This window comes from Saccharothrix xinjiangensis, assembly GCF_039527585.1.
Taxonomy (GTDB): domain Bacteria; phylum Actinomycetota; class Actinomycetes; order Mycobacteriales; family Pseudonocardiaceae; genus Actinosynnema; species Actinosynnema xinjiangensis.
Genome location: NZ_BAAAKE010000004.1, coordinates 193,627 through 207,732, shown reverse-complemented (window position 1 = coordinate 207,732; position 14,106 = coordinate 193,627). Strand labels below are relative to the sequence as shown.

The window sequence follows — 14,106 nt, the reverse complement described above, 5'->3', positions numbered from 1 at the left end:
GGCCGACCGACCGGCTGACCCGGGGCCGGCCGGTCGCTGCCCCGCTATACCTCGTTCAGGCCGGGGTTGCGGTCCTCGACGACGAACGACTTCAGCGTCGTGGCCTGCGCCCCGGCCGTGCGGACCTGCGGCAGCGAGCGGAAGTCGGCCCGCAGCTCGCGCGCGGTGAACTTGGTCCGCACGTAGCCGCGCCGCCTGCTGTGCAGCTTGATGTGCGGGTTGTTGCGCAGCTGCACCTGGTCGGAGGTGTCGTTGCCGTCGCCGCCGGAGGTCACCGAGGTGCACACCAGCTCGGTGCCGACGGTGCGCGACGCCGGGTCGTCCCAGTCCGCCTTGATGTCGGCGGCGTAGGCGGCGTGCACGTCACCGGTGAGCACGACCGCGTTGCGGACCTTCGCGTCCACCCAACCGCGCGTCACCCGATCGCGGGACGCGAGGTAGCCGTCCCAGCCGTCCATGGAGACTTCCTTCTCCGGGCCGTCCTTGCGGTCGCGCTCGGCGAAGAACACCTGCTGGCCGAGCACGTCCCAGCGGGCCCTCGACCGGCGGAAACCGTCGAGCAGCCACTGCTCCTGGTCGGCGCCGGTGATGGTCCGGGTGGGGGTGCCCGCCTCGGCGCAGGTCTTCCAGCCGTCGCCGCACGCCTGGTCGTCGCGGTACTGGCGGGTGTCCAGCATGTGGAAGTTGACCAGGTTGCCCCACCGGATCCGCCGGTAGAGCTGCATGTCGATGCCGTTGGGCTTGGCGCCGCGCCGCAGCGGCATGTTCTCGTAGTAGGCCTGGAACGCCGCCGCGCGCCGGTCGGGGAAGTTCGGGTCGGCCTGCTCGGGGACCTCGTCGGCCCAGTTGTTCTCGACCTCGTGGTCGTCCCACACGACCACCCACGGCGCCACCGAGTGCGCCAGCTGGAGGTCCTCGTCGGTCTTGTACTGGGCGTGGCGCAGCCGGTAGTCGGCCAGCGTGCGGGTCTCCGGGCCGACCACGGTGCGCACGTCCGCCGCCTTGGCCGCGTACTCGTACTGGTAGTCGCCCAGGTGGAGGACCACGTCGGGGTGGTCCTCGGCGAGCCGCCGGTACGCGGTGAAGTAGCCCTCGCCGTAGTGCGAGCACGACGCGAAGCACATGGTCAGGTCCTGCCCGACCACCCACGGCTCGGGGGTGGTGCGGGTGCGGCCGACGGGGGAGAGGTGCCGGTCGGCCCTGAACCGGTAGAAGTACTCGCGGCCGGGCCGCAGGCCGAAGGTCTCCACGTGCACGCTGTGCGCGGTCTGCGGGCGGGCCAGTTCGACGCCGCGCCGCACCACGCGCCGGAAGCGCTCGTCCTCGGCCAGCTCCCAGTGCACCGGGACGACCCGGTTGGGCATGCCGCCGAGCCCGTCCTCGTCGAGGGGGGTGGGCGCCAGCCGCGTCCAGAGCACCATGCCGTCGGAGCCGGGGTCGCCGGAGGCGACGCCGAGGGTGAAGGGGTCGTCGAGCTTCGCGAAGCCCGCACCCGAGGTCACGAGGCCCGTCCCCGCTGTCGCGAGGGCCGCGCCGCCGATGAGCAGGGAACGTCGGGTCACCGAGGTCATGGCTGGACACCGTTCCCGACGATGTTGGCGGTCGGGTGAACGCCGGTGTGACACGAGTGGACGACTTCGCGCGGGACGTTCCGGGGGGTCGTTGAAGCGTTGGCACTCGCGTGGGTAGAGTGCTAGATGCACGGCACCAGCAACCGCCCCGACCCCCGCGACGGCGGGGTGGCAGGAGCCGTAAACGCAACCTGCCAACGCTTTCGACGACCGTGGAGGTCAGCCCGGTGAGCGTGAACATCAAGCCGCTCGAGGACAAGATCGTCGTCCAGGCCAGCGAGGCCGAGACCACGACCGCTTCCGGCCTCGTGATCCCGGACACCGCGAAGGAGAAGCCCCAGGAGGGCAAGGTCATCGCGGTCGGCCCCGGCCGGATCGACGACAAGGGCAACCGCGTTCCCGTGGACGTGGCTGTCGGCGACGTCGTCATCTACTCGAAGTACGGCGGCACCGAGGTCAAGTACAACGGCGAGGAGTACCTGATCCTCTCCGCCCGCGACGTGCTGGCCGTCATCAACTGACGCTCGGCTGACACGCAAAGCGCCCCGGCGACCCCATCACCGGGGCTTCCCGGGGCGTTTTCGCACTTGAGAGAGGCGTAGAAGGTATGGCCAAGCAGATCAGCTTCGACGAGGACGCTCGTCGGGCCCTTGAGCGCGGCGTGAACAAGCTGGCGGACACGGTCAAGGTGACCCTCGGTCCGCGCGGCCGGCACGTGGTGCTCGACAAGAAGTTCGGCGGGCCGACGGTCACCAACGACGGCGTGACCATCGCCCGCGAGATCGAGCTGGAGGACGCGTTCGAGAACCTCGGCGCGCAGCTGGCCAAGAGCGTGGCGACCAAGACCAACGACGTGGCCGGCGACGGCACGACGACCGCGACCGTGCTGGCCCAGGCCATGGTGCGGGTCGGTCTGCGCAACGTCGCCGCGGGCGCCAACCCGACCTCGCTCGGCCGCGGCATCCAGGCCGCCGCCGACGCCGTGGTGGACGCGCTCAAGGCGAAGGCCACGCCCGTCAAGGGCCGGGACAACATCGCGCAGGTCGGCACCGTGTCGTCCCGCGACGAGTCCATCGGCGCCCTGCTCGGCGAGGCGATCGAGAAGGTCGGCGAGGACGGCGTGATCACCGTCGAGGAGTCCTCGACGCTGGCCACCGAGCTCCAGATCACCGAGGGCGTCCAGTTCGACAAGGGCTACGTCTCGGCGCACTTCGCCACCGACCTGGAGGCGCAGGAGGCGGTGTTCGAGGACGCCCGCATCCTGCTGCACCGCGAGAAGATCTCGGCCCTGGCCGACCTGCTGCCGATCCTGGAGAAGGTGGCCGAGGCGGGCAAGCCGCTGGTCGTCATCGCCGAGGACGTCGAGGGCGAGGCGCTGTCCACCCTGGTGGTCAACGCCCTGCGCAAGACGCTGCGCGTGGTCGCGGTCAAGGCGCCGTACTTCGGCGACCGCCGCAAGGCGTTCCTGGACGACCTCGCGGTCGTCACCGGCGCCACGGTCGTCTCGTCCGAGGTGGGCCTGAAGCTGTCCGAGTCCGGCCTCGACGTGCTGGGCTCCGCCCGCCGCGTCGTGGTCTCCAAGGACGACACCACGATCGTCGACGGCGGCGGCGCCAAGGCCGACGTGGCGGCGCGCTCCGAGCAGCTGCGCCGCGAGATCGAGGCCACGGACTCCGACTGGGACCGCGAGAAGCTCCAGGAGCGGCTGGCGAAGCTGTCCGGCGGCATCGCGGTGATCAAGGTCGGCGCGGCCACCGAGACCGAGCTGAAGGAGCGCAAGCACCGCATCGAGGACGCCGTCGCGGCGACCAAGGCGGCGGTGGAGGAGGGCATCGTGCCCGGCGGCGGTTCCGCGCTGGTGCACGCCTCCAAGGTGCTCGACGGCGACCTCGACCTGACCGGTGACGAGGCCACGGGCGTCGGCATCGTGCGCGAGGCGCTCGGCTCGGCCCTGTTCTGGATCGCCGCGAACGCGGGCCTGGAGGGCGCGGTCGTGGTGAACAAGGTGCGCGAGCAGGACTGGGGCTTCGGCCTCAACGCCGCCAGCCTGGTCTACGGCGACCTGCTGGAGGCCGGGATCATCGACCCGGTCAAGGTCACCCGCTCCGCGGTCTCCAACGCCGCTTCCATCGCCCGCATGGTGCTCACCACGGAGAGCGCCGTCGTGGAGAAGAAGGAAGAGGAGCCCGCCTCGGCGGGTCACGGCCACGGCCACGGTCACGGCCACTGAGCAGCCCGACCGGCAGCTCTGAGCAGCAGCAGGGGCGGCACCCTCGGGGTGCCGCCCCTGCTTGCGCGCCGTGCCTCACACGGGTGTCAACTGCCGTTTGCGGGCTTTGATGATGCTGTCCCGCTCCGACTCCGAGAGCCCGCCCCATATCCCGTACGGTTCCTGGACCGCCAGGGCGTGGCGCCGGCACATCTCCAGCACGGGGCACGACAGGCACACCGCCTTGGCTCGCGCCTCCCGCCGGGCCCGTGCCGGTCCGCGTTCACCGTCCGGGTGGAAGAAGAACGCGCTGTCCATCCCGCGGCACGAGCCGCGCATCTGCCAGTCCCACAGATCGGCGTTGGGACCGGGAAGCCTTCGGGTGTCCGCCATCGAGACCGCCTCCTTGGCCCATTGACGTGCACTGCTCCATTCGGCTTAACGATGATCCACCGTAGAACCGCTTCAATGCTTGTTCAAGGGGCTGCGGGGCATACAGCGGGCAATTCATTCGATGGGTGATCGGATGTGGTTCAAACCACGAGTTGCCCGTGACAACAGGTGAACGGACCATGTCACCGTGACGACGCCCGCCGATCACGACGGAACGCCACCCGGAGGCGAACGGGAAACCGTTGCGGCGAAGGGTGATCCCGCACTTCCCGTGATGCTCACGGTGGCCGCCGCGGCCCGTCGGCTCGGGGTCGCGCCGGCTACTCTCCGCACTTGGGACCGCCGCTACGGCCTCGGACCCGGTGATCGCACGACCGGGCGACACCGCAAGTACGGGCCGCTCGACGTGGCCCGCCTGGAGCTGATGCAGCAGGCGCTGCTGCGCGGCGCGTCGTCCGCCGAAGCCGCCAAGTACGCCCTCTCCGCCCCGGTGCCCGACCCGGGCTCCGCGCCGTCCCGGCCACCGGACGCGCCGCTGTCGCCCGGTGGCGGCCGCGGCCTCGGGCTCCACGCGGCCAACCGGCGGGCCCGGGGCGTCGGGCGGGCGGCGTTGGCGATGGACTCGGCGGCGGTGCAGTCGCTGCTCGCGGACGCGGTCGGGGCGGACGGCGTGGTGGCGACGTGGGACGAGGTGGTCCGCCCGGTGCTGGCCGCCGTCACCGGGCGCTGGGAGCAGTCGGGCGCCGGGCTGGAGGTGTCGCGCCTGCTGGAGGAGTGCGTGCGGGCCGCGATGGTCCGGGCGGCGCCGGTCGTGACCGAGCCGCGCAACCACCGCCCGGTGCTGCTGGCCTGCACACCGGGTGAGCGCCACGACCTGCCCCTCCACCCGCTGGCGGCGGTGCTGGCCCAGCGCGGGATCGGCGCACGTCAGCTGGGTGCCGACCTGCCGCTGGACGCCCTGGTCGCCGCGGTTCGGCGCACGGCGCCCGCCGCCGTCGTGCTCTGGGCCCAGCTGCCGCGGTACGCCGATCCGGGTGTCGTGGTCGCGTTGCCCCGGACGCGCCAGCAGGTCCGCGTCTTCGTCGGCGGTCCGGGGTGGGAGCGCGGCGTCGTGCCGCAGCCGTCGGAGCGGATCGACGACCTCGCCTCGGCCGCCGACGCCGTGGAACGCGCCGTCTGCTGACCCGGCGGTCGGTTCGCGGTGCCGCAGTGGGGGACATGCGGTGCCGCAGTGGAGGACACGCGGTGCCGGACCGGAGGACACGCGGTGTCCGGGTGGAGGACGCGCGGGGTGGCGGAGGATGGGGGTGTGGATGTTCGGCGTGCTGCGTTCGGGGACCGGCCCGAGGTCGAGGTGTGGGCGGCTGCCCGGGCCGGTGGGGTCGAGGAGCGGTGGCTGGCGGCGGTGGCGCTGGGCGGGCAGGGGCACTACGCGGCGGCGGCTGCCGTGCTCGGCGAGCTGATCGGGGGTGGTGGGCTGTTCGGGTCGCTGGCGGCCTCGACGCTCGCCTCGCACCGCCGCCAACTGGGTGGCCACGCGGCGGCCCGGAAGTGGGACGCGGTGGCGTTGGGGTTGGCCGGGGAGGTCCGGCGACGGGAGGGGCGGGGCGAGGGGGAGGCGGCGGATCCCGACGGGGTGGACGTCGCCGGGGCGTTCGCGGACGCCCTGCTGGGGCTCGCGGCCGACGCGGTGGGCGCCGGACGGGTGGGTGAGGCCAGGAGGGTGCACGGGAGGGTCGAGGCGCTCGGTTGGCGGAGCCGGGTGCGCCACCAGTGGGTGGCCGCCGAGATCGAGTTGGCGGACGGTCACGCGGAGCGCGCGGTGGAGCCCGCCGAACGGGCCGCGGCGCTCGCCCGGGAGGCCGGCGCGACGCGGCACGTCCTCAAGTCCGACCTCGTGCTGGGGACCGTCCTGGTGGTGCTCGGGACCCCGGTTGACCTTGACCGGGGGCTCGATCTGCTCCAGTGTGATCTAAATCACACTGACCGGCGGGGCCTCCTGTCGTTGGTCTGGCCGACGGCGCTCGTGCTCGCAAACGTGCAGGAAAACCGCACTTTTGCGGTCAGCCAGAACATGAAGGAACGAACTCAAAACGCTCTGAGCTGCGTGTTGCGGAGAGCTGATCCGATCAGCCGACGACTGGCCCGGCAATCGCCGTGGATCCCGACTGCGCTGCTCCGTTCCGGGGAACCCCCGAACGCAGACCCTGAGACGAACTTCTTGACGGATTAAGCACCGGATCGTGTCAAGGTCCGGCCCCTGGCGTCCGATAGGGGATGTGGAACGTCACTCGGCTGCAGGAAGGAGTCCCCGTGACCACGGTCCTTATTTGCGACGACCGGCGCAGTGTGCGGGAGGGTCTCACCCGTGTGATGTCGGCTGTCCCCGGGGTTAGCCGCATCGACTGCGTAGCGCACGGTGACGAGTTGTTGGCTCGGTTCTCTCGGCAGCCGGTCGACGTCGTACTGGTTGGTACCCAGCGCGCCGTCCCGACCGGGGTCGAAGCGACCCGGCGACTCGTCTCGGCCAACCCGCAGGCCAACGTCATCGTCTTCGGCGCACCGGACGACGCGGGCAGCATCGCCGCCGCGATCGCCGGCGGCGCCCGCGGCTACCTCCGCTGGGACGCCTCGCGCCCCGAGCTGGTCGCCGCGTTGGCGCACACGCTCGCGAGCACCAGCGTGCCCGCGCCGCGCCAGCCGTCCGACCCGGGCGTGCAGCTCACCGAACGCGAGTTGCAGGTGCTGCGAGGCATGAGCCAGGGCAAGAGCAACGGGCAGATCGGGCGTGAGCTGTACCTCTCCGAGGACACGGTGAAGACGCACGCCCGCCGGCTGTTCCGCAAGCTCGGCGTGCGCGACCGCGCGCAGGCCGTCGCGCACGGCTTCCGGCGCGGCCTCGTCTCCTGAACTCGCTGAGACGGGTGAGGCGGTTCACTCCGCCGCCCCTTGCCTCTTGCCGGCCCGGCCGACGTCACCGTCGCCGGGCCGGCTCGCCGTCTGCGCCCTTCGCGGCGTGTCGGCAGGTCAGGGACCTCTTGTTGCCCATTGCACAACGCGGTGCCGGAGAACCGGTAACGTAAGGGTCACCGGTACGGGCGACGTTCGCCGTTCCGTGCTGTTCTTTGTCGATACGCCTATGCGTAACACCAGGGCTGCTGTCTGCGATGACCAACTTGGGGGACGGACTGGACGCCGAAGTGGGCGCGGCCGTCGATGGCGACCGCCACGCGATCGAGCGGCTCCTGGCATCCATCCGCCCTCTGGTGGTGCGGTACTGCCGCGCCCGAGTCGGAAGGCAGGAGAGGTCTTTCGCTTCGGCGGACGACGTGGCCCAGGAGGTGTGTCTCGCGGTGCTGACGGCCCTGCCCAGCTATCGCGACCAGGGTCGGCCGTTCTTGGCGTTCGTCTACGGGATCGCCGCGCACAAGGTGGCCGACGCGCATCGCTCAGCTGCCCGGAACCGGTCCGAACCGGTCCCGGAAGTCCCGGACGCCCCCGAGACGGAGGCGGGTCCGGAGCAGCGGGCCATGCAGGGTGAGCTGTCGGGCCGGATGGCCACGCTCCTGAAAGTCCTCCCGGAGAAGCAGCGGGAGATCCTGCTGCTGAGGGTGGTCGTCGGCCTGTCGGCCGAGGAGACCGCCGACGCGGTGGGCTCGACGCCGGGCGCGGTACGGGTGGCGCAGCACCGGGCTTTGGCCCGCCTCCGGAAGACGTTGGCGGCGGAGGAGGTGGTCTGAGTGGCTGATCAGCACGAGAAGGGCAACGGAAAAATCGTGCGCGGACGAGATGAAAGACCGCCGCAGCCTGATGACGCCCTGGTCGAACCTGATGACGACCTCGCGGGCATCCGGGCTGACGACGCGCTGCTTGACGCGCTGGGCGGGCGGAACCCCGAGCAGGCGGATTCCCTCGTCGACGACGAGCTGAACGCGCTGCTGCTGGCCTGGCGGCGCGAGGTGGACAGCCGCCCGGTCGGCGAGCTGGTCGACACCGACACCGCCGTGGCGACGATCGCCGCGGCCCGTCCCCAGCCGCGCAGCAGGCACCGCTACCTCATCCCCCTCGCGAGCGCCGCGGCCGTGCTGGCCATCGCGTTCACCGGGGTCAGCCTGGTCGCCCGCGACGCCGAGCCGGGTGACGCGCTCTGGGGCCTGACCAGGGTCCTCTACTCCGACCACGCGCGGTCGGTCGAGGCCGCCGTCGCGGTCCGCACCGACCTCGACAACGCGGGCGCAGCGCTGCGCGAGGGCCGCTACCGCGAGGCCAAGGTCGCCCTGGACAAGGCGGGCGAGTACCTCCGGTCGGTCTCCGACGACGACGGCCGCGACGACCTGACCCAGCAGCACGAGACGCTCAAGCAGAAGCTGGAGAGCACCACCCCGACGCCGACGGACACGCCGTCGCCGGTCGAGCCCTCCACGTCGTCGACGCCGTCGCGGACGACGAGCGACCCGCTCTCGACGACCACGACGACCACCACGACCACGACGACCCAGCCGCCGGTCAGCACCACGGAACCGGTGCCGACCACGGACGGCGAGGAACCGCCGCCACCGCCACCGCCGCCGCCCAGCTCGGGAGAGTCGCCGGGCCAGTCCCGCGGCGAGACCCAGAACTCGGGCGACGAGGTCCCGGCCGACACGCCGGCCGCCCAGGAGTGACCGCACCTGTGACCAAGCCCGCGCCGGGGAACCGGGGCGGGCTTCGTCACACCGTCAACGGGCGTTCTCCGCGGTGACGCCGTCCGCGTAACCGCGGCAGTACTCCCAGCTCACGTAGGCCGAGGGGTCCGGGTCGTACGCGGGCTCGTGCGGTCGCATCCGGCCGTCGGACAGCAGCTGCTCCAGGCTGGACCTCAGCAGCGCCCAGTCGTGGTAGTGCGGTTCCTGGCACTCGCCGCAGTCCACCACGATGCCCCTGATCCCGCGGGGTTCCAGCAGTGCCTGGTACACGGCGAGGTCGCTGAGGTCGCCCACCAGTTCGGCGCGTTCGGCGTCGTCCATCGGCGGGTGCTCGTGGTCGTGCTCGGGTTCGCCGAGCGCCCGAGCGGGGTCGTCCGGGTCGCCCGCGAACGGGTCTGGTGGCAACGCGTCGTGCGGCACGACCCCGCACGGTACCGGGCGGACCCCCGACCACGTCCAGATACCATGGGCTGAACCCATCGCCGCCTGTGGAAACCCGATCCGCGGCGGCGGGATCACCGCACCACGGAAGGCACCAGCCGCCATGACCAGCGAGCTCAACGCTGACGGAGTCCCGCCCAAGTTCGCCATGCTGGGACTGACCTTCGACGACGTACTGCTGCTGCCCGCCGAATCGGAGATCATCCCGAGTGCGGTCGACACCACCACCCGCCTCTCGCGCAACGTCTCCCTGCGCATCCCGCTGGCCTCGGCCGCGATGGACACGGTGACCGAGGCGCGCATGGCGATCTCGATGGCCCGCCAGGGCGGCATCGGGGTGCTCCACCGCAACCTGTCGGTCGAGGACCAGGCCCGCCAGGTGGAGACGGTGAAGCGCTCCGAGGCGGGCATGGTGAGCGACCCGGTGACGTGCTCGCCGGACGACACCATCGGCCACGTGGACGAGCTGTGCGCCCGCTACCGGATCTCGGGCGTGCCCGTGACCGACGGGAACGACAAGCTCGTCGGCATCATCACCAACCGCGACATGCGCTTCGAGGTGGACCACTCGCGCCGGGTCAGCGAGGTGATGACGAAGGGTCCGCTGGTGACCGCCCAGGTGGGCGTGTCCGCGGAGGCCGCGCTGGGCCTGCTGCGCCGCCACAAGGTCGAGAAGCTGCCGATCGTGGACGGCGAGGGCAAGATCCGCGGCCTGATCACGGTCAAGGACTTCGTCAAGACCGAGCAGTACCCGAACGCCTCGAAGGACCCGGACGGCCGGCTGCTGTGCGCCGCCGCGATCGGCGTCGGCGAGGACAGCTTCAGCCGCGCGATGGCCCTGGCCGAGGCGGGCGTGGACGTGCTGATGGTGGACACCGCGCACGGCCACCAGCGCAACGTGCTGGAGATGGTCGCCCGGGTCAAGAAGGAGCTGGGCGACGAGGTGGACGTGGTGGGCGGCAACATCGCCACCCGCGCCGGCGCGCAGGCCCTGGTGGACGCGGGCGCGGACGGCGTGAAGGTCGGTGTCGGCCCCGGCTCGATCTGCACCACGCGCGTGGTCGCGGGCGTGGGCGTGCCGCAGATCAGCGCGATCTACGAGGCGAACCTCGCGTGCGCGCCGGCCGGCGTGCCGGTGATCGGCGACGGCGGCATCCAGTACTCGGGCGACATCGCCAAGGCCATCGCGGCCGGCGCGAGCGTGGTCATGCTGGGCAGCCTGCTCGCGGGCACCGCCGAGGCGCCGGGCGACGTGGTCCTGGTCAACGGCAAGCAGTTCAAGACCTACCGCGGCATGGGGTCGCTGGCGGCGCTGCGCGGGCGCGGCGACAACAGCAAGTCCTACTCCAAGGACCGCTACTTCCAGGACGACGTGCTGTCCGAGGACAAGCTGGTGCCCGAGGGCATCGAGGGCCGCACGCCGTTCCGCGGCCCGCTCCAGCAGGTGGCGTACCAGCTGGTCGGCGGCCTGCGGATGGCCATGGGCTACACCGGCTCGAAGAGCATCCCGGAGCTCCAGGGCAAGCAGCTGGTGCGGATCACGGCGGCGGGGCTCAAGGAGAGCCACCCGCACGACATCACGATGACCGTCGAGGCGCCGAACTACACCAGCCGGTGAGCTAAGGTCCTCTGGTTCGAACCGGCACCACGGAAGGACTACTCAAGGTGCGCGACCTGGTCGAGATCGGCATGGGCCGGACCGCGAGGCGGGCCTACGAGCTGGACGACGTCGAGATCATCCCCTCCCGCAGGACGCGGTCCTCGAAGGACGTCTCGACGGCGTGGCAGATCGACGCCTACCGGTTCGAGATCCCGCTGATCACCCACCCGACCGACGCGATCGTGTCGCCGGGCACGGCGGTCGCGATCGGCGAGCTGGGCGGCCTCGGCGTCCTCAACGCGGAGGGCCTGTGGGCCCGGCACGGCGACGTCGAGGAGGCCCTGTTCCGCCTGGTGCGGGCGCTGGAGGACACCGACGACCCGGCCGCGCCGGTGAAGGTGCTCCAGGAGCTGCACGCCGCGCCGGTCCGCATGGACCTCATCGCGGAGGCGATCAAGCAGGTCCGCGAGTCGGGCGTGACGGTGGCCGTGCGGGTGAGCCCGCAGCGGGCCGCCGAGCTGACCCCGGACCTGCTGGCCGCGGGCGTGGAGATCCTGGTCGTGCAGGGCACGATCATCTCCGCCGAGCACGTCTCGCGCGACGGCGAGCCGCTGAACCTGAAGTCGTTCATCGCGGACCTGGACGTCCCGGTCATCGCGGGCGGCGTCGGCGACTACCGGACGGCGATGCACCTGATGCGCACGGGCGCGGCGGGCGTGGTCGTGGGCTACGGCTACACGCCGGGCGTCACGACCACGGACGCGGTGCTGGGCATCGGCGTGCCGATGGCCACCGCGATCTCGGACGCGGCCGCGGCGCGCCGGGACTACCTGGACGAGACCGGTGGCCGGTACGTGCACGTGATCGCCGACGGCGGCGCGCTGACCAGCGGCGACATCGCCAAGTCGATCGCCTGCGGCGCGGACGCGGTGATGCTGGGCGAGCCGCTGGCGGCCGCGGCGGAGGCGCCGGGCCAGGGCCTGTACTGGACGGCGTCGTCGGCGCACCCGTCGGTGCCGCGCAGCCACGTGTCCAGCGGCGTCGACCAGGTGGTCGACCTGCGGAGCCTGTTGTTCGGCCCGTCGGTGGACCCGCGGGGCGTGACGAACCTGTTCGGCTCGCTGCGGCGGGCGATGGCGAAGACCGGCTACTCCGACCTCAAGGAGTTCCAGAAGGTCGGCCTGACCGTCCGCGGCTGAGCGGGCGGTCGCAGGACGGCGCGGTCGCAGCACGAGCATTCGCAGCACGGCGCGGTCGCAGCACGGCGGTCAGGAGACGGCGGGCACGCCGGGGCAGTGGACCCCCACCACCCCGGCGAGCCGCGGCGGCAGCGCGCCGCCCTCGCCCGCGGGGGAGGTCGTCCGGTCCTCCGCGATCCGGACCAGCCGTCCGGACGCCGGGTCGGCGACGTGGGTGACCTCGGTGAGCACGTACTCGGTCGGACCGCCGGGCGGGGTGGCCGGCCCGGCCGTGACGACGCTGGTGCGCACCAGGGCGCGGTCGCCGTCCACCAGGCACTCGACCCCGGCGGCCCCGTGCGCCCCGCCGCCCACCAGCACCTCGGGCAGGTCGCCGTCGACCCGCGCGACCCGGCCGTCGACGTGCTCGAACAAGCCGATCACCACGCCGTGCGCGCCCGCGCCGGTCGGGACCAGCACCTCGGCCCGGCCGTCGCCGGTGAGGTCGGTGGCGCCCACCCAGCGGGGCACGCCCACCTCGACGGTCGCGGGCAGGTCGAGCCGCGAGGTCCGACCGTCCGCGAAGGCGACCTCCAGGTGGGCCGAGGCCGTGCCGCGGCGCCACGACTGGACGGCCGCGATCCGGTCGGCCGCCCCGTCCCCGTCGAGGTCGCCGCTGGTCGAGCCGATCTCGTAGGAGCCGCCCGTGCGGGACAGGCACACCGGGTCCGCCGGGTCGCACCACTGGGCGAGGACCTCGTCGGAGCCGGGCGGCCGGAACCCGGGCGCGGAGATCGACAGCACGCCGCCGGCGATCGCGGCGCCGCGCCCGCCGCGTTCGAGGACCAGGGACGCGCCGTTCCGCGGCGCCCCGGGCAGGCGCGTGACCAGCTTCGACCCGCTGCGCAGGTGGAGCGAGCCGAGCGTCGGCTCGGACGACACCCGGACCCACCTGTTGCGCTCCAGCACCCACTCACCGGTCGCGGGGCCGGCGGGGGTCCCGTCGCACGCCCCGGCGAGCACGGCGGCGCGCAGGCGGTGCGCCGGGTCCCACCACAGCGACAGGACCTCGGTGGCGGTCGCGCCGGCGCCCGCCGGTGAGGCGGCGCTGAGGTCCGTCGGCACGGTCGACCCGTTCGAGGGCAGGGCCGCGAACACCTCCGCCGCGCCCTCGCACGGGTCATCGCGCCCCCGGAAGGACCCGGCGACCGCGTAGACGGTGTTGCCCGCCGCGTCGGCGGTGGCGGCGACGGGTCCGCGTCCTCGCAGGTAGGGCTGCCCGGACCGGTCCCGCCGGGTGGCCGTGACGGAGCCGACCGGGGTGACCCCGCCGTCGAGCCGCACGCGGAACCAGCTCTCGGCCCCGGTCCGCCCCACCCCGCTGAGCAGCACCTCGCCGCCCGTGCCGGAGAACAGCTCCGCGTCGTCGAGCACGGGCAGTTCCGCGGCGAGCTCCGCCGGCTCACCGCCGCCCGCGTCGAGCGCGAGGAGCCGGGTGGACGGGCCGGTGCTGATCACCAGCGCGCCCCCGCCGGCGGCCGCGACGTGCGCGCACCCGTCGCACGGCGCGGAACGGGTGTCCCCCGACCGGGCGTCCACGACGACCACCCGGCGGGCTGCGGCGTCGTCCGAGGTCAGGAAGGCCGCATGACGCCCGTCGCCGGTCCACGCGACGGGACCGGCCCGGCCCGCCCACCGGGTGACGACCCGCTCGCCGCGCATGACCACGACCTCGCCCGCGGTCGCGTAGGCGTAGGCGCCGTCGTCGGTCGCGGGCGCGCCGGCCGGCGAGGCCACGGCCGCGAGCACCGCGACGGCGGCGGCGAGCCCGCGCCCGGCGATCACCGCGAGCGCCCGGGGCGGGCCGCCGGGTCGCTCCGACCGGTCCGCGCGACCGGGTCCGCCGAGGTCCCGGCCACCGCGCTCCGCGTGGCGCCGGCGCCTGCCGCTCCGTCCACCGCCGTCCCCCTTCGACACTGGCGTTCCGGGAGGGGTACCGCCCGGTCCCACCTCGACGTACGTATAGCCC

Annotated in this window: 13 protein-coding genes; 9 read left to right on the top strand and 4 right to left on the bottom strand. The window is 72.9% G+C overall.

Going from position 1 to position 14,106, the window contains the following annotated elements:
* Window positions 1–44: 44 nt before the first annotated feature.
* A complete protein-coding gene (locus ABD223_RS11525) occupies window positions 45–1,571 on the bottom strand; it encodes an alkaline phosphatase D family protein (RefSeq protein ID WP_344036074.1) in 1,527 nt (508 codons plus the stop codon).
* Window positions 1,572–1,798: 227 nt separating this feature from the next.
* Between ABD223_RS11525 and groES the strand changes: the two genes are divergently transcribed.
* Together groES and groL are read left to right on the top strand one after the other, a co-directional pair.
* Window positions 1,799–2,092 (top strand): co-chaperone GroES, encoded by a 294-nt coding sequence (gene groES, locus ABD223_RS11520; RefSeq protein ID WP_015105192.1) that lies wholly within the window; start codon window positions 1,799–1,801, stop codon window positions 2,090–2,092.
* 86 nt (window positions 2,093–2,178) lie between these two features.
* Complete coding sequence (gene groL / locus ABD223_RS11515) at window positions 2,179–3,801, top strand: chaperonin GroEL (protein ID WP_344036073.1); 1,623 nt, start codon at window positions 2,179–2,181, stop codon at window positions 3,799–3,801.
* 75 nt (window positions 3,802–3,876) lie between these two features.
* On the opposite strand, the gene ABD223_RS11510 is transcribed toward groL, so the two are convergent.
* The gene (locus tag ABD223_RS11510) at window positions 3,877–4,173 is read right to left on the bottom strand and encodes a WhiB family transcriptional regulator (protein WP_344036072.1); all 297 of its coding nucleotides are present in this window, start codon (window positions 4,171–4,173) and stop codon (window positions 3,877–3,879) included.
* 274 nt (window positions 4,174–4,447) lie between these two features.
* On the opposite strand from ABD223_RS11510, the gene ABD223_RS11505 reads away from it, so the two are divergent.
* The 5 genes from ABD223_RS11505 to ABD223_RS11485 all read left to right on the top strand — a co-directional run bounded on the left by ABD223_RS11505 (window position 4,448) and on the right by ABD223_RS11485 (window position 8,837).
* Entirely contained in the window at window positions 4,448–5,356 is a 909-nt protein-coding gene (locus ABD223_RS11505) for a MerR family transcriptional regulator (RefSeq protein WP_344036071.1), read from the top strand.
* 222 nt (window positions 5,357–5,578) lie between these two features.
* Window positions 5,579–6,406, top strand: a complete 828-nt coding sequence (locus ABD223_RS11500) for a hypothetical protein (protein ID WP_344036070.1) — start codon at window positions 5,579–5,581, stop codon at window positions 6,404–6,406.
* Between the two features lie 80 nt (window positions 6,407–6,486).
* Entirely contained in the window at window positions 6,487–7,083 is a 597-nt protein-coding gene (locus ABD223_RS11495) for a response regulator transcription factor (protein WP_015805222.1), read from the top strand.
* A 257-nt stretch (window positions 7,084–7,340) separates the two neighbouring features.
* Window positions 7,341–7,913 carry a sigma-70 family RNA polymerase sigma factor gene (locus ABD223_RS11490; RefSeq protein ID WP_344036069.1) on the top strand — a complete coding sequence of 191 codons (573 nt, stop codon included), beginning with the start codon at window positions 7,341–7,343 and terminating at the stop codon, window positions 7,911–7,913.
* A complete protein-coding gene (locus ABD223_RS11485; RefSeq protein WP_344036068.1) occupies window positions 7,914–8,837 on the top strand; it encodes an anti-sigma-D factor RsdA in 924 nt (307 codons plus the stop codon).
* Window positions 8,838–8,891: 54 nt separating this feature from the next.
* Here the strand turns inward: ABD223_RS11485 and ABD223_RS11480 are convergent, their stop codons facing one another.
* A complete protein-coding gene (locus tag ABD223_RS11480) occupies window positions 8,892–9,338 on the bottom strand; it encodes a DUF5319 domain-containing protein (RefSeq protein WP_344036067.1) in 447 nt (148 codons plus the stop codon).
* 64 nt (window positions 9,339–9,402) lie between these two features.
* Here ABD223_RS11480 and guaB point away from each other — a divergent pair, with 64 nt between their 5' ends.
* Window positions 9,403–10,917: an IMP dehydrogenase gene (gene guaB, locus ABD223_RS11475; RefSeq protein ID WP_344036065.1), complete on the top strand. Its 1,515-nt coding sequence runs from the start codon at window positions 9,403–9,405 to the stop codon at window positions 10,915–10,917.
* A gap of 47 nt (window positions 10,918–10,964) precedes the next feature.
* Window positions 10,965–12,098 (top strand): GuaB3 family IMP dehydrogenase-related protein, encoded by a 1,134-nt coding sequence (locus tag ABD223_RS11470; protein ID WP_344036064.1) that lies wholly within the window; start codon window positions 10,965–10,967, stop codon window positions 12,096–12,098.
* A 69-nt stretch (window positions 12,099–12,167) separates the two neighbouring features.
* On the opposite strand, the gene ABD223_RS11465 is transcribed toward ABD223_RS11470, so the two are convergent.
* On the bottom strand, window positions 12,168–13,922 hold the full coding sequence (locus tag ABD223_RS11465; RefSeq protein WP_344036063.1) for a hypothetical protein: 1,755 nt from the start codon (window positions 13,920–13,922) through the stop codon (window positions 12,168–12,170).
* Window positions 13,923–14,106: the final 184 nt, after the last annotated feature.